This window comes from Microcoleus sp. MON2_D5 (genome assembly GCF_036701905.1).
GTDB lineage: Bacteria > Cyanobacteriota > Cyanobacteriia > Cyanobacteriales > Microcoleaceae > Microcoleus.
In genome coordinates this window covers 13,992-30,814 of the sequence record NZ_JAUBRM010000014.1, presented here as the reverse complement: position 1 = coordinate 30,814, position 16,823 = coordinate 13,992, and the positions used below count along the sequence as shown (strand labels likewise).

General features: G+C 52.0%; 3 protein-coding genes. All 3 read right to left on the bottom strand.

The window, feature by feature from the left end:
- Positions 1-6: 6 nt before the first annotated feature.
- From QUA47_RS07280 to QUA47_RS07270, 3 genes are read right to left on the bottom strand one after another with little or no spacing between them, the layout of a single operon-like run.
- Positions 7-3,282: an amino acid adenylation domain-containing protein gene (locus QUA47_RS07280; RefSeq protein WP_333430241.1), complete on the bottom strand. Its 3,276-nt coding sequence runs from the start codon at positions 3,280-3,282 to the stop codon at positions 7-9.
- Between the two features lies 1 nt (position 3,283).
- Positions 3,284-8,026, bottom strand: coding sequence for an amino acid adenylation domain-containing protein (locus QUA47_RS07275; RefSeq protein ID WP_333430240.1), 4,743 nt, complete (start codon positions 8,024-8,026; stop codon positions 3,284-3,286).
- 34 nt (positions 8,027-8,060) lie between these two features.
- Positions 8,061-16,631, bottom strand: a complete 8,571-nt coding sequence (locus tag QUA47_RS07270; RefSeq protein WP_333430239.1) for an amino acid adenylation domain-containing protein — start codon at positions 16,629-16,631, stop codon at positions 8,061-8,063.
- Positions 16,632-16,823: the final 192 nt, after the last annotated feature.

The following is a 16,823-nucleotide window of genomic DNA, read 5'->3' as shown; positions in this document are numbered from 1 at the left end:
CGATATTTACTCAGTCAGCATCACAGTTTGTGCTGACTGTCCCTCACTATTTTCTAAGAGATCGAGCAATTCATCTATCTGGTTAGAATCGGCGTTTGCCAGAATTTCTTCCTCGATTAGTTCAGCTAAATTCTCAATGGTGGGAGCGGCAAAAAAATCGCACATCGCTAACTCTACCCCAAAGCACGATCGCACTCGCGATATTAACTGTGTTGCCATCAGAGAGTGACCGCCGAGGTCAAAAAAGTTTTGGTTAGTTCCTACTTTTTCTAGCCCTAAAAGAGCCGCCCAAATCTCAGCAATTTCTTTCTCTGTGGGCGTTTGTGGCTCAGTGAATGCTGTTTCATCAGAAACGTAATCGCACCTTTGAGATAAGGCGAGGCGGTCAATTTTTCCGTTGGGCGTTAGTGGCAGCGCATCTAATAGCACAAAAGCTGAAGGCACCATGTAATCGGGCAGTTTGTGCTTCAAGAATGAACGCAGTTCGGAAATAAGTTCTGGGTGCTGATTTATGAACCCTGAGTTAGAAACTAGGTAAGCGACTAGGCCTTGACTGCCCGGTGCTTTTTCCTGAAGCAAAACAGCAGCGGTGGACACAGAAGAATGTTGAGAAAGTGCTGCCTCTATTTCTCCTAGTTCGATGCGGAAACCGCGAATTTTTACTTGGCAATCGCCACGACCCAGAAATTCTATATTACCATCCGGCAGGTAACAACCGAGATCGCCTGTTTTGAACAAAACTTTTTGATGAGAATTACCGAGAAAATCTAATTTTTCTTGCCCAAACGGGTTAGAAATGAATTTTTCCGAGGTTAAGTCGGGGCGGTTTAAGTAGCCCTGTGCCAATCCATCGCCGCCGACGTAAATCTCGCCGGGAATTCCTATCGAAACGGGTTGCAAAGTGCGATCGAGCAGATAAATTTGCGTGTTGGCGATCGGGCGACCGATTGGAACTTTCTCGACACAGTGAGTGGCATCGTACCACGTCACGTCCGCAGCTACTTCAGAAGAGCCATAAAGATTGATTAATACCCGCTGGGGCATCTGCTCTCGAAATTGCTGGCAAAGTTCCATCGGCAGAGTTTCTCCGCTGCAAATCCAATATTTTAATTGAGGCAAACGCCTGTCTAAATCAGGGAAGGAATCTAAGACAGCGCGCAACAAAGAAGGAACCAGCACCAGTCTGGTTACATTTTGCTTTGATAAGGTTTCAAGGAATTGGTTAATATCTTTGACGGCTCGATCGGGAATTATCACAGTGGGCAACCCATGCAGCAAAGGAGCAAAGATTTCCCAAACCGAATCGACAAAATTTAAGGACGTTTTTTGACAGCAAATATCCTCTTCGATAAAAGGGTAGGGGTTCCAAAAACAGCGATTGACTGTGCCTCGGTGGGTGCCGAGTACGCCTTTGGGAGTGCCTGTCGAGCCGGAAGTGTAGAGGACGTAAGCGAGGCGATCGGCTTCCACTTTAACAGCGGGGTTGCGATCGCTCTGGCGGGAAATTTCCTGCCATTCGGCGTCGATACAGACGACTTTTGCGCTGTGTTCGGGGAGGGTTTCTAGGAGGTTTTTTTGAGTCAAAAGCACCGGAACTTTTGCGTCGGCCAGCATGAAGGATCGGCGTTCTTGGGGATAAGCAGGATCGACAGGAACGTAAGCGGCACCGACTTTTAAAATGCCCAAAATGGCTACCAGCATTTCCAGCGATCGCTCTAAGCAAATTCCCACCAAAACTTCGGGTTTTACACCTAGAGATTGCAGGTAATGCGCGATTTGGTTGGCTTTGGCATTCAATTCGCGGTAAGTCAATTGTTCATTTTCGCAAATTGCAGCCACTGCATCTGGGGTTCGCTCTGTTTGCGCTGCAAATAATTCGTGAATTGAGGAATTTTTGGGGTAATCCGCTTGGGTGTCGTTCCACTGGACAAGTAATTGCTGGCGTTCGGCGGCGCTCAATAAAGGCAATTCTGACAGTTTCCGCTCAGGATTTGCAGTCATTCCCTCTAGTAAAGTTTGCAGGTGTCCGAGCATCCGCGCGATCGCACTGTCCTCAAAGCGGTTGCTATTGTAACCAATTTTGAGCGCCAACTCCTCACCCGGCACCACCGTCAGCGTTAGAGCATAGTTCGTCTTTTCAAAAGAAAGAACGCTTTCTATTTCCAGGTTTTGAACCCGCTTCTGCAAAGAAGCCTCTAAGGGATAGTTCTCAAAAACTACCAGCGTGTCAAACAAAGGCAGCCTGCGCGGCACTTCGCTCCACCGCTGCACCTCTACCAAGGGGCTGTATTCGTACTGCCGCGCCTCTATTTGTCTGTCCTGCAACTGCTTGAGCCAAGACAGCAGCGAGTCTTTTGGGCGAATCTTGACGCGCGCGGGCAGGGTGTTGACGAACAGCCCCACCATCGATTCTACTCCCGCCAAGTCTGGTGGACGACCGGAGACAACCGTTCCAAAAATGATGTCTTCCTCGCCGCTGTAGCGGCTCAGAAGCAGCCCCCAGGCTCCTTGCACTAGAGTGTTCAGCGTCAATTGCTGCTGCCGAGCTAACGATCGCAGCGCTGCTGTTGTCGCTACAGGCAGCAGGATTTGCTGTTCCCGATCGCTTTCTTCTCCCGCTGCGGACCCAAAATCCCGCTCAATTGGCAGCGGCGTGGGTGCGGTAAAGCCTTCGAGGCGCTGCCGCCAAAACGACTCAGCCTCAGACAAATTCTGCTGCTGTATCCAAACAATGTAGTCGCGATAGGGGCGCGGGCGCGGCAAGGATAATTGCTCGCCGTTAAGGAAGGCTTGGTAAAAATCAAAGACTTCTGTGAGGATCGTGGGGTTAGACCAGCCATCTAGCAGCAGGTGGTGGTGGCTCCAGATGAAATAATAAGTATCTTTTGCCAGTTTGATGAGAGTCATCCGCATCAACGGCGGTTGCCGCATATCGAAACCCCGATCGCGATCGCTTTTGAGAAAGGTTTCTAGCTGCTGTTGCTGTGCTGCGGGCGCGAGATCTTGCCAGTCGCACTCCTCCCAAGGCAGTTGGACTTGCCGGGACACGACTTGAACGGGTTCTTTGAGGCCTTCCCAGACGAAGGAAGTACGCAAGATGGGATGTCGATCCGTCACCTGCTGCCACGCCTGCTTGAATGCCTGCGGGTTCGCCAGTTTGCGAAGCGTGCAAGTTAATTGCTCGAAATAAACTCCGGAGTTGGGAGAGTAGAGCGTGTGAAAGAGCATCCCCTGCTGCATGGGCGAGAGGGGGTAAAAATCTTCAACGTTGCTTTTGCCCATTTCAAACTTTTCCAATTGCTGAAAGAATGTCTTCTAGGTCGTTTTGCGTCCACTGGCTCCACTTGAATTCTGCAAAGTCAGAGGGAGTGCAGCCGACTGCTTCGGGTTCCTGGGAAGCCTGGGCGATCGCTCGCAGGGCTTCGGCAAATTTTTGCGCTAAATTCTCCACCGTAGAACGGCGGTGGATTTCCTCGCTGTAAGTCCAATCCATTCGCAACTGCCCGCCCGCAACAAATCCGTTAATTTCTATCAAATAGCTGCGGTTTCCTTCGGGGCTAAAAGGCTGCCCGACGGATTCCCCAGACAGGGCAAATAAAGATGATTCAGGGAGAACTTGGTCGAACTGTCCGAAGTAATTGAAACTCACCTCGGCTGCAGGGAGCGAGCGCAATTTCTGGGAAATTTCGCCGCCAGCGAGATATCGCAGCAACCCGTAACCCATACCGCGATTCGGGATGGCGCGCAACTGTTCTTTGACAGCCTTTAAGCCATCTGCGGGAGTGGAAGCCTCGCCGATCGACAGCAGTACCGGAAACACGGAGGTAAACCAACCCACAGTCCGCGAAACGTCTGCATCTGGGAAGATATCTTCCCGCCCGTGCCCGTCTAAATCAACCAGCAGCGATGGCTCTCGGGTCCACTGGGCAAACGCCCACGCCAGTGCTGCCAGCAGTACGTCGTTAATTTGGGTTCGGTAGACTTTGGGAACTTCGTGCAGCAAGACGTTAGTGTCTTCAGCAGCGATCGCCACCGACACGATGCGCGACTGCGCTACCGCATTGCTTCCCCCAGCGAAATCTACTGGCAGGGGAGAGATCGGCTTTTGCAGGTGTGCCAGCCAGTAATCGAATTCTTGGTGCAACGCTTCTGACTGAGCGTATTCAACCAGCCGCTGTGCCCACTGTTTGAAAGATGTCGTCTTCGGAGGCAGCGAGATTGCAAGACCCCTGCTCAACTGCTCGCAGGCATTATGCAAGTCTTCCAGCAAAATTCGCCACGATACGCCATCGACAGCTAAGTGGTGGATAACTATTAGCAGGCGCGAAGGTTGCTGCGCCCCCAGATCGAACAGAACAGCGCGCGCTAGCGGCCCTTCTGACAGGTTTAAGCTTGCCTGTACTTCATTGGTCTTAGACTCACTAGCACACTTTGGCTCACTTGTCAATAAATTAGATAAATCTAATTTTTCAAACGGCACGGATCCCCCCGGTTCGGCATTGAACTGCTGCCAGCCAGATGCCCCGGGCGCAAAGCGCAGGCGCAGGGCGTCGTGGTGCGTCAGAAGTTGCGCGAACGCTCGCTCCAGCAGCACTGCTTCGAGGGGTTGCCGCACTTCTAACATCACGGCTTGATTCCAGTGATGGCCAAAGGCAAAATTTTCTTCAAAGAACCACTGCTGCACGGGAGTCAGCGGCACCGCGCCCGTCACCGGTTTTTGCTCGGCTCGCACAGCCTCGACAGTGCCAGCAGCGGCTGCCAGAAACGCGATCGTCTGGTGCTGGAATAGCAGTTTGGGAGTCAGTTGAATCCCCGCTCGATTGGCTTTGGCGACAATCTGAATGCTGAGAATCGAATCTCCGCCCAACTCGAAAAAGTTGTCGTGTATGCCCACTCGCTCGATTCCGAGAACCTCCATCCAAATACTGGCTAGCTGCTGCTCGATGCTGCTGCAAGGAGCCGCGAAAGTCTCTTCCAATTCGGATCGCGTCAAGTCTGGCGCTGGGAGCGCAGCCCGATCGAGCTTGCCGTTAGGCGTTAAAGGCAGTTTCTCCAGCAAAACGAAGGCAGACGGCACCATATACTCTGGCAAGCGTTCTTGCAGGAACTGGCGCAGCTCGCTAGAAGACAGTGAAGAATTTTGCTCTCGGGCATCGGGGACGACGTAAGCAACCAGACGCTTGCGAGCGTTCGTCTCGGACCACACCAAAACCGCACTTTCCCGCACGGCCGGATGCTGGGAGAGTGCCGCCTCAATCTCTGCCAGCTCAATGCGGAACCCGCGAATTTTCACCTGATTGTCGGCGCGACCAATTAGCTCGATATTGCCGTCTGCCAAGTAGCGAGCTAAATCCCCAGTTTTGTAAAGGCGATTTGAAGGCAGGAAAGAAGAAATTTCTTCGCAGAAGGGGTTGGCAATGAATTTCTCAGCGGTTAATTCGGGGCGGTTGAGATAGCCCCGCGCCAAGCCTGCACCGCCGACGTGCAGTTCTCCGGGAACGCCGATCGGCACGGGCCCCAAGGCAGCGTCTAAGATGTAAAGCTGGGTGTTGGGAAAGGGCCGTCCGATGGGCACTAACTGCTCGCCCGCTAAATTTCCCGTCGCGCTTTCAAAATAGCAACTGTCGATGGTGGCTTCAGTGATGCCAAACGAGTTAATCAAGCGAGTTTCAGGGCCGCAAAATTGCCGGAATTTTTCATATTCCGAGGCATACCAACTGTCTGAGCCGCAGACGACGATTTTCATAAAGTCGAGCCGCTGTCCGCTCTCTTCTAGGTACTGGATCAGGTTCCTCAAGACGGCGGGAACGAATTCGGCAAAGTCGATCTTTTGCTGCCGCATCAGTTCGTAGAGTTCCTGCGGCGCGAGCAGCAAATCGCGATCGCACAGCACCAGTTTGCCGCCAGAACACAGCGATCGCATCAAGTCGCCACTAAAAACGTCGAAGGAGAAGCTGGCCATCTGGAGGTGAGATGTTACCCCAGAGCGAAGCTCATAAGCGGTTTCCCAGCCTAAATAGGCATTTACCAGACTGCTGCGATTGACTGCCACCCCTTTAGAGCGTCCAGTAGAACCCGAGGTGTAGGTAACGTAAGCGAGGTTTTCAGGCGTGGCTGTGTTAGAGGGGTTTTCTTCGCTCTCCAGGGCAACTTGCTCCCAGTCTGCGTCCAAACAAACGACTTTGCAGGAGTGCGGGGGGAGCTTGTTTAACAGGTGTTGTTGCGTCAGCAGCAGTGGTGCCCCGGCGTCTTCGAGCATATAAGCCAAGCGCTTCGGCGGGTAAGCGGGGTCTAGGGGCAGGTAGGCTGCGCCTGCTTTGAGGACGCCCAGAAAAGCCGCGATCGCCTCTAGGGAGCGATCGGCGCAAACGCCCACCAGCACCTCTGGAGTTGCCCCCAGTTTTTGCAAGTAATGCGCGATTTGGTTTGCCTTGGCGTTGAGCTGTCGGTAGGTTAGCTGCTGGTTGTCAAAGACTGCCGCCGGGGCGTCGGGGGTTTGCTCCACCTGTTTTTCAAACAGATCCTGCGGGCACTGGTTGGGCAAATAACCCGTTTTGGTGTTATTCCACTCCAGCAATTGCTGCTTTTCGGCAGCAGTCAGCAGGGGCAAGCTGGAGAGGTGCTGCTCTGGATTAGCGGCGATACCTTCCAACAAGGTTTGCAGGTGTCCGAGCATCCGGGTAATGGTGGCGCGATCGAACAAATCCGTGCTGTATTGCACTGAGGCTTGCAGCCTTTCCCCCACTTCTTCTAAATCCAAGCTCAAATCACACTGCGTCGTATTCGTTTCGACCTCGAGCATACTTAAAGTCAATCCGGACAGCTCCAAGGGCGGCATGGGGTTGTTCCGCAACTGGAACATAACCTGAAATACCGGGTTATAACTCAGACTGCGCTCGGGTTGCAGTTCCTCAACCAGTTTCTCAAATGGCAAGTCTTGGTGCGCGTAGGCTCCCAAAGTCACCTCGCGCAAGCGTTGAAGCAATTCTCGAAAAGTAGGATCGCCGGAAACGTCAGTCCGCAACACCAACGTATTGACGAATACGCCAATGAGCCCTTCAATTTCCGCGCGGTTGCGGTTGGCGATCGGGGAGCCGACTAGCAAGTCTGTCCGCCCTGTATAGCGGTAAAGCAGCGCTTTAAATGCCGCCAGCAGCGTCATAAACAGGGTAACGTCCTCCCGCTGGCTGAGGTTTTTGAGGGCGGCTGTCAGCTCCTGAGACAGCAATAGCGACTGGGTTGCGCCTTCGGAGGTCTGAATAGGAGGTCGGGGTCGATCGGCTGGCAGTTCCAGCAAGGGAGGCGCTCCCTCCAACTGTTGCTTCCAGTACGCAAGCTGAGTTTGCAGCACTTCGCCGCAGAGCCAGTTGCGCTGCCAGATCGCAAAGTCGGCATACTGTACGGGAAGCTCTGGAAGCTGCGGTTGGTTTCCGGCGGATAAGGCTTCGTAAATTGCCGCCAGTTCCCGCGCCAGCACTCCTATGGACCAGCCATCTGAAACGATGTGGTGCATCGTCAGCAGCAGGACGTATTCTTCTTCGCTAAGCTGTAGCAAAGATGTTCGCAGCAAGGGGCCTCGCTCCAAGTCAAAGGGCTGTTGCGCTTCCTTTGCAGATAGCTGGTTTACGGCTGCCTCTCGATCGCTCTGGGGCAGTTCTCGCAGGTCTATTACTGGCAGTTGCAGGCGAGTTCCAGGAGGAGCAATGACTTGAATTGGTTGTCCCTGAACCTCAGTAAAAGTCGATCGCAAAGCTTCGTGCCGGTTGACGATTTCGTTGAAAGTTTGCTCCAACACGGCGACATTTAATTTGCCTTTGAGCCGGATAGCGCCTGGGAGATTGTAGAAAGATTTTCCCGCCTCGAACTGGTCGAAAAACCACAGCCGTTGCTGGGCGAAAGACAAGGGGATCGAGTCGCCTTCTTTCCTTCTAGGAATTCTGCGATCGCTTGAGGATTCTACCCCCTTTTCTCGTAGCATCACTTCCAGCAATGCGCGTTTTTTTGCAGATAGTTTCAAATAGCTCATTTGACCCTGATTAATTTTGACTAGACTGCTGGACTTAATAAGTAGAGGGAGAGGCGATCGCCAATTCCCGATCGGGGAGAGAAGTTTTCTCGGCTAGCATTCGCTCTACTTCTTCATCGGAAAGTTCCGCAAGACTCAGCAGCAATTGAGCGGTATTTTCAACGTTCTCTCGCTGCGCGGGATTTTCCACCAGGGCAGCGGCTTGCTCGGATGCGGTAGGCGACTCGAAGAAGGAGCGCAGGGGGATATCTACCCCGAAGGTGTCGCGCACGGCTGAGATGATTTGCGTTGCTAGTAGGGAGTGCCCTCCTAAATCGATAAAAAAGTTGTCGTGAATGCCGATTTTTTCCACTCCGAGTATTTCAGCCCAGATGCCTGCGAGAACTTTTTCAACCGGGGTGTTAGGCGCGACAAAGGTTTTCGGAAGGAAGGCGGCATCCGGTGCGGGAAGAGCTTTGCGGTCTACTTTTCCATTGGCAGATAGCGGCAGCGCCTCCAGCATGACAAATGCAGACGGCAGCATATATTCGGGCAGCTTTTGGCTCAGAAATTGGCGCAATTCGCAAGTTTCTGGCGCTGCATTTTGTTGGGGAACCACATAGGCTATTAACCGTTTCTGACTGCGATCTTCCCCGAATGCCGTTACTACACACGATCGCACTGCCGGGTGCTGGTTCAAAGCCGCTTCAATTTCTCCCGCCTCGATGCGGTATCCCCGAATTTTGATGCGGAAGTCTTCTCGCCCTAAAAATTCGATGTTGCCGTCAGGGAGGAAGCGCCCTAAATCTCCGGTTCGGTACAAGCGTTCGCCGGTGACGGGGTGAGTGAGGAAGCTGGCGCGAGTTTTTTCTTCATTCCGCCAGTATCCTTTTGTCAGTCCCACTCCGGCACAGCACATCTCGCCGGCAACCCAGACGGGACAGTCTTCTAGCCTTTGATTCAAAATGTAATAGCGTGTATTGGCGATCGGCGATCCGTAGGGAATGCTGTTCCAAGAAGAATCAACAGTTTCTACCGGATACCAAATATTCCAAAGGGTAGTTTCGGTTGGCCCGCCGACGCTGACAACGCGACATTCTTTGACGATCGCCCTTAACCTCTGGGGCAGCGTTATCGGTATCCAGTCTCCGCCGAGAAACGCCCAGCGCAAGCACTCCGGCAACACTTCAGAACGTCCGCCAGCGTAATCGAGCAGCATTTCCATCATCGGCGGAACCGAGTTCCAAATGGTGACGCGCTCTTTTACCATCAATTGAGCCCAGTGAGCGGGGTCTAGCCGTTGTGCGGCATCGGGAATGACGATCGCTCCTCCGGCTGCTAGGATGCCGAAGATATCGTAAACCGACATATCGTGGTGCAGTGCGGTGACTGCGATCGCGCGATCGCACTCGGTCACATTAAACACTTGGTTGGTCTGCGCGATCGCATTGACTGCACCTCGGTGCGCGATCGCCACGCCTTTCGGCAAGCCAGTTGAGCCGGAAGTATAAATCACATACGCTAAATCTTCCGGTTCCTGCACTGACTCCAAAGCTTCGCTGCTTTCGGCTGCCAATTCGTCGGTATCGAGACAAATTCGCCGCACATTTTCCGGCCATTCCAATCGCTGATTTAACTGAGATTGCGTCAAAACAATCTCAACTTCACCATTTTCCAGCAAATACCACAGCCGCTCTTTTGGTAGCGCCGCATCTACGGGCAAATAAGCTGCCCCGGATGCGAGAATGCCCAGCACAGCGACGATTTGCTCCCATCCTTTTTCCATGACGACGGCAACCAACTGGTTAGGGCGAGCTCCCAGCTTCCGCAATCGGTGAGCGACTTGATTCGATCGCAGATATAGTTCCTCGTAGGTGAGGGTGCGATCGCGCGCGATCGCGGCTGCTTGCTGCGATCGCTTGGCTACTTGCTGAGCAAACAACTCGTGCAGCAGTGCGTCGGGAATGGGTGCTTCGATGCCGTTAGCGACGGGTTGCTGCTGCAACTGCGCCTCTTCTTGCCAAGCTGACTCCGAGCTTGCGAGGCGCTGCAACAGGTGGCAGTAGGCGTCAAACATATCGTCGATTAGCCCTTGGGGGAAGAGTTCTTCCACCGCATCCCAGTTCAAGAATAGAGTGCCGCCAGCTTCGCTGTACTGATTGTCTATCCAAACTTGGGGAGTTTGACCGACGACGTAAACAACCTCTCCGATTTCTGCGATCGCGCCCAGTATGGAAGAATCGCTTTGTCCGGCGTTATTCTGCGGATTAGTCGTGAATACCACGGGCATCGGTGCCGCCGATGTCATCCGGTGCAGTTGCGTCAATTCTCGCAAAACGCGCACGCCGCTGACGTACTGGTACTCTAAATCGTGCCAAAGCTGCTGAGTCAGGCGTTTCGCCCGAACTTCAAAACTTTCTCGGCGCGAGTTGTCTACCTCCAGCAAAGTAAACGAGGCAAACTCGCCGATAATGTCGTTGACTTGCGGGTGCAGTACAAGGCGATTGAAGCGCGGCACGTTGAGGGTAAACCGAGGGCTTTTGCTCCACAGGCCCAGAACTTCGGCATAAGCAGCCAGCAAAACGCCTGTGGGAGAAAGCGCCGATCGCGCGGCTCTGGCTTTAAGTTTTTTCCAGGTTTCCGGCTCTAACTGAGCGCTCCAGCGCTTGAAGCGAGGCTGTGTCAGGGAACTCGGATGCTTGGCTAAGGGGAGTTCGGGCGCTGGTGGCAGAGTGGCGAGGCGATTTTTCCAATACTCTAAAGATTGCTGGAAAAATGAGGAATCTTGGAGCGCGATCGCCGCTAAAACGTAGTCGCGGAATGACAGTTGCAAAGGCGCGATCGCTGCGTTGGGATTGCGGTAAAACGTCACCAAATCTCGGAAGAGAATTTGATAGCTCCAACCGTCAATGCACAAGGCGTCAATGCTGACGTGCAAGCGGATGCGGCGATCGCTAAGAAGCGAGGCGCGAATCTCGAAAAGTGGCCAGCGATCGAGCGGCAACACTTGGTGAGACAGGGATTCGCGAATTGCTTCGAGTTGGGAATTCACCGCCTCTGGGCTTTGTCCGCGCAAATCTAATACTGGAATTGCATAAGCTGGCACTGTTTCTAAAATTTGCTGTTGCCCGTCTGGATGGACGATCGCGCGCAGCATATCGTGGCGTTCCACCACTCGCTGCCACGCGAGGCTAAACCGCTCTAAATCTATATCGTCGCCTTCAATTTCTACATAGCCGTGAATGGCGACATTCCCCATTTCAAAAAAGGTATTTCTCCCGATCCAGTACGCCTGCTGCATTTCATTGAGCGGAAAAGGTTCGCAGCGATTTTGAGGATCGGGGACGATTGCAGGCAGTTGCACAAGGGCGCGGGGTTCGATCGCCTGCTGCGCTTTAGCGATGGCGATCGCTTCTGCCAAACTTTCCACCGTCGGAGACTGAAACAAACTGCGTAGCGGCAACTCTACCTGAAACGCTTCTCGAACTTTAGCAATGAGTTGCGTTGCCAGCAGGGAATGTCCTCCCAACTCGAAGAAATTGTCGTCAATTCCTATTTGTTTGACGCCGAGAACCTTACTCCAAATTTCAGCGAGTAACTGTTCTTCCGGAGTGCGCGGTGCAAAAGCTGCGTTTAATGGGAAGTTTTCTGTATCGGGCGCTCTAAGTGCTTTGCGGTCTACTTTTCCATTCGGCGTCAGCGGCAGCGCCTCTAGCAGCACAAAAGCCGAAGGCAGCATATATTCCGGCAGCTTCTCCTTCAGGAAAGAGCGCAATTCACTTGTGGCGATCGCGCCCTCTTGGCTGAACGCTGCATAAGCCACTAAACATTTATTTCCTAGTTCATCTTCTCGAACCACAACCACAGCTTCTCGAACGTTCGGATGCTGGCTTAATGCCGCCTCAATCTCGCCGATTTCGATGCGGAAGCCCCGCACCTTTATTTGATTGTCCCAGCGACCCAGAAATTCAATATTGCCGTCTGGTAAATAGCAAGCGCGATCGCCCGTTTTGTAAAGCCGCGCATCTGGCTCGCCGCTAAATGGATTAGAAATAAAGGCTCGTGCAGTTAATTCAGGTCGGTTAAAATACCCCCGCGCTAACCCGTCGCCAGCAATATACAATTCTCCAGGTACGCCAATCGGCACTGGCTGCAATTGCGAATCCAGAATATAAACTTGCGTGTTACTAATAGGGCGCCCGATGGCAACCGACTTGACAATTTGACTGGCATCGGTTATCGAATAGCAGCAGGTGAATGTTGTATTTTCCGTGGGGCCATAGCCATTAATAAGCCTGCACCCTTTGGCTTCTCTCAACAGTTTCAAGACGTGGGAAACTGATAAAATATCGCCCCCTGCTAGCAGTTGTTGCACCTGCTTTAAATCCTCTAGCTGTTCGTCTACCATCTGGTGAAATAATCCAGCAGTCAGCCACAGCGTTGTTATTTGGTTTTGCCGAATTGCCCGTCCCAATTCTTGCAAAGAGGGGGTATGGGCAGGCATGACAACTAATCGCGCCCCGTTCAAAAGGCTGCCCCAAATCTCAAAAGTTGCAGCATCAAAGGAAATGGGAGCGAGTTGCAGGAAGACTTCTTCCGCGCTCAAATTGGCATAATTACTTCCTTTGACTAACCGCACGACTGCGCGCTGCGTGACGCTTGCACCTTTGGGCTTTCCAGTCGATCCGGAGGTGTACATTATATAAGCCAGATTGCTAGAAGTCACTAACGGCGCTGGGTTTTCTTCACCGTGCTGCGCGATAATTTCCCAATCTGAATCTAAGCAAATAAGATGCGCCTGATGTGCGGGAAGAGACTCGGCTAAATGTGCTTGAGTCAGCAGCACGGGCACTTGAGTTTCTTCTAACATGAAGCTCAAACGCTCTTTGGGATAAGTCGGATCGATCGGTACATAAGCGCCGCCCGCTTTGAGAATGCCGAGCAAACCGACAATCGCGTCTAGCGATCGCTCCGTACAAATTCCCACCAAAACTTCTGGTTTTACACCGAGTTGTTGCAGGTAGTGCGCGACTTTATTCGCTCGTTTATTCAGTTCGCCGTAGGTGAGCTGTTGGTTTTCAAACACCACCGCAACGGCATCCGGCGTTTGCTCTACCTGCGCTTCAAATAACTGGTGAATGGTGAAATTTTTCGGATAATCGACTTGCGTATTATTCCACTCGATTAGGAGTTGATGCCGTTCGCGATCGCTCAACAATGGCAACTCTGAAATGCGCGTGTCGGCATTGGCGATAATTCCTTCCAGCAAAATTTGAAAATGCCCGTGCATCCGCGCGATCGTGCTGGGTTGGAACAGGTTCGTGCTGTACTCCCACGTCGCCGTCAACCCCCGCTCGGTTTCTTCCAGAAATAGCGTCAAGTCAAAGTTAGCGGTTTCGGTGTCAATTTCATTAAAATTTAAAGTCAGCCCTGGCAATTCTAAAGTCTGCGTCAAGCCGTTTTGCAAGGCAAACGCCACTTGAAACAGTGGCGAGTAGCTCAAATCTCGCTCTGGCTGCAACTCCTCGACCAGCTTCTCAATCGGTACATCTTGATGGGCGTAAGCGCCTAATGCCACTTCTCGCACGCTCCTTAGCAACTCTCGAAAAGTCGGATTTCCATTTAAGTCAGACCGCAGCACTAAAGTATTGACAAAAAATCCAATTAATGCTTCTATTTCGCTGCGATTGCGGTTGGCGATGGGAGAGCCAACTAAAATATCTGTCTGCCCCGTGTAGCGATAAAGCAGCGTCTTGAAGGCTGCCAGCAACGTCATAAATAGGGTGGCTTTTTCTTGCTGACCCAATTGGGCCAGGGCCAAGCTCAAATCTTTGGGCAACTCCCAAGTTTGTCTCGCACCCTGGAACGTTTGAACGGCGGGGCGAGGAAAGTCTGTGGGTAAATTTAGAATCGGCAAGCTGCCGCTTAACTGCTGCTTCCAGTAACCCAGTTGCGTCTCTAATATTTCTCCTTGCAACTGCTGGCGCTGCCATGCGGCAAAGTCGGCGTATTGAATTGGCAGCGGGGAAAGCAAGGGTAAACGATCGCTAGAAAAAGCTTGATAAAATTCTGCCAATTCCCGGAGAAATACGCCCAGGGACCAACCATCAAAAACGATATGATGCACGGTTAGAAGTAAGACGTGCTCTGTTTCGTCGAGGCGCAGCAGTTTGGCGCGCAGCAGAGAGCTTTGCCCCAAGTCAAAGGGATCTCGCGCTTCTTGGGCCGACAGCCTGTGCACCTCGGCCTCGCGATCGTCTGGGGAGCGATCGCTCAAATCTATCAGCGGCAGCGTCCAATCGCCCGCAGCAACGACAACTTGTATCGGTTGCCCTTCCACAGCGACAAACGCAGTTGTCAAAACCTCGTGCCGATCGATAATTTTCTCAATACTTTGCCTGAGTGCTTCTGCATTAAGTTGTCCTGTGATCCGAACTGCACCGCAGAGGTTATAAAAGGGGTTTCCTGGTTCCAATTGGTCAAAGAACCATAAGCGCTCTTGAGCAAAAGACAGGGGGAGGTTTTGTAGGCGAGAAACTGGCTGAATAGACGCAATTTTCGGGGCTTCTGCCAATTTTTCTAAAATTTTTGCAGCCAGTTGAGCAAGGCTTAATTCCAGGAATAAGTCTTCTATTGATAAAGCTATTTTTAGATCGGTTTCGATCTGATTTTTTAATTCAAATACCGCCAATGAATCCAAACCCAAGTTACTAAAACCCTGTGCCGATTGGATTTGAGAAATGCTGACTTTCAGCACCCTCGCTACCTGCTGTCGCAAATAGGTTTCTAACTGTGCCTGCTGTTCGGCTAACTCGGCTGTCAGCAGATTTTCTCGCGTGAGGCGATTCTCTATTTCAACAAAATCAGATATCTCTAAAACGCTACTGGCGACCACTTCCAAATTGTCAGCTAGAAAGTCAGCATAGGCGGCGCGACGTTGAATTTTACCACTGGTCGTTTTCGGAATGCTTCCCGGCTTAATCAGCACTACTCCATAAACTTGCACTTCATATTCTTGAGCAATGCTGGAGCGGATGGCGCTGATAATTTCCTCGGCATTCTCCGGCGCTTTGCGAGATTGTAATTCTTGCACGATAACGAGCTGTTCTTCGCCTGCAACTTCCACCGAGAATGCCGCGATCGCCCCTTGCCGCAAACTGGGATGGCTGCGCTCTGCAGTTCTTTCTATATCTTGGGGGTAAAGATTGCGACCTCGGATGATAATCAAATCTTTGAGTCGGCCTGTAATAAACAGTTCTCCGTCGCGTAAAAAGCCTAAATCTCCTGTTCGCAAAAATGGCCCTTCGCTGGTATCTGAAACATATGCTTGAAAGGTTTTTTCTGTCTCTTCTGGGCGATTCCAATAGCCTCGCGCAACTGTTTCGCCAGCTACCCAAATTTCTCCGACTTCCTGCGGCTGGCATTGCGTCAGAGATTCGGGATTGACGATCGCAACTTTAGTGCCAAATTCAGGGAAACCGCAGCCGACTAAAGTTCTCGCGCCCCGATCGCCTTCGACAACTTCTACAATGTGATTATTTTCCAGCGCCCCAGCGTCAACAGGTAAGAAAGTCGGTGTTGCGCCGCTGCGAACCGTGGCAATTTTTAGCGTGGTTTCTGCCATTCCGTAAGCAGGACAAAAGGCATCCGCGTGAAAACCGCAGGGCTCAAAAGCTTTGGTAAATCTCTCTAGGGTTTCTTTGTGGATGGGTTCTGCGCCGTTATAGGCCACGCGCCAACTACTCAAGTCGAGCATTTTTTGGCCATCGCCCAAGATTTTGCTTATTTTGCTAGCACACAAGTCGTAAGCAAAATTTGGCCCGCCGCTGTGGGTAGCTTTGTAGCGCGAAATCGCTTCCAACCAGTACATCGGGTTCTGAATAAACGCCGCTGGTGGCATGAAGTAAGAGGGAATTCCCAGATACAAAGGTTTGAGCAATCCGTCAATTAACCCCATGTCGTGAAAGGGGGGAAGCCACGTTACGGCAACGCTTTCGGAATCGTGGTCAAAGCCTCGGTGAATGTATTCGATGTTGTACAAAACGTTGGCGTGGCTCACCATTACGCCTTTGGGGGTGGAGGTTGAGCCGGAAGTGTACTGAAGATAAGCCACTTCGTCGGGATGGATGGGTGGCTGCTGCCACTTTTCGCCGTCATCGGAAAGCATCTCTGCACTCAGCCAGTGCAGCCCTTTGAGTTCCGGCGCTTGATCGCATAGCTGCTCTAAATTTTCCAAGTGTCGCGCGGGAGCGATCGCAACTTTTGCTCCTGCGTCTTTGGCGATCGCACTAATTTTCGCTAAATTCCGTTTCAGCTTCGGCGGATAGAGGGGAACTGCGATCACTTTGGCGTACAAACATCCAAAAAAGGCGGCGAGATAGTCCAATCCGGGTGGGAAAAGCAGTAAGGCTCGTTCGCCAGTGAGTCCCAATGTCTGAAGTCGCACGGCGTGCGATCGGGCGATCGCGTCTAACTCTCGATAAGTCAAACTGGCGGTTTCAGTTTTTCCGTCTAACAGAAAAGTATATTTCTGCTCTGGTTGGTGTAATGCTCTGTTTTTTAGAAGTTCTACTAAATTGGTACAACTTTCGGTGAGTTGGTTTCCCTTAATGCTTGCGTCACTCATCGATTCTTTTTACCTATAAATCTTGTTTGCAGTACGCCAACCAGTTCCGCCAAATTCTTTCCACATAGACTTTCTGTGAACAGTTGTCGGGCGTTACGAGTCTCCCATTAGCGCGTTTTAGTCTTAATTCGGGTATTAGCGCTTGTTTTGAGGTTTTGTTGTCGATCGCGCTGTTCGGCAATGGCTCCGGGG

What these genes read in the sequence shown, in the direction of transcription:
- QUA47_RS07280 (WP_333430241.1), bottom strand. Translation starts at nt 3,282, where the DNA reads ATGGGCAAAAGCAACGTTGAAGATTTTTACCCCCTCTCGCCCATGCAG.
- QUA47_RS07275 (WP_333430240.1), bottom strand. Translation starts at nt 8,026, where the DNA reads ATGAGCTATTTGAAACTATCTGCAAAAAAACGCGCATTGCTGGAAGTG.
- QUA47_RS07270 (WP_333430239.1), bottom strand. Translation starts at nt 16,631, where the DNA reads ATGAGTGACGCAAGCATTAAGGGAAACCAACTCACCGAAAGTTGTACC.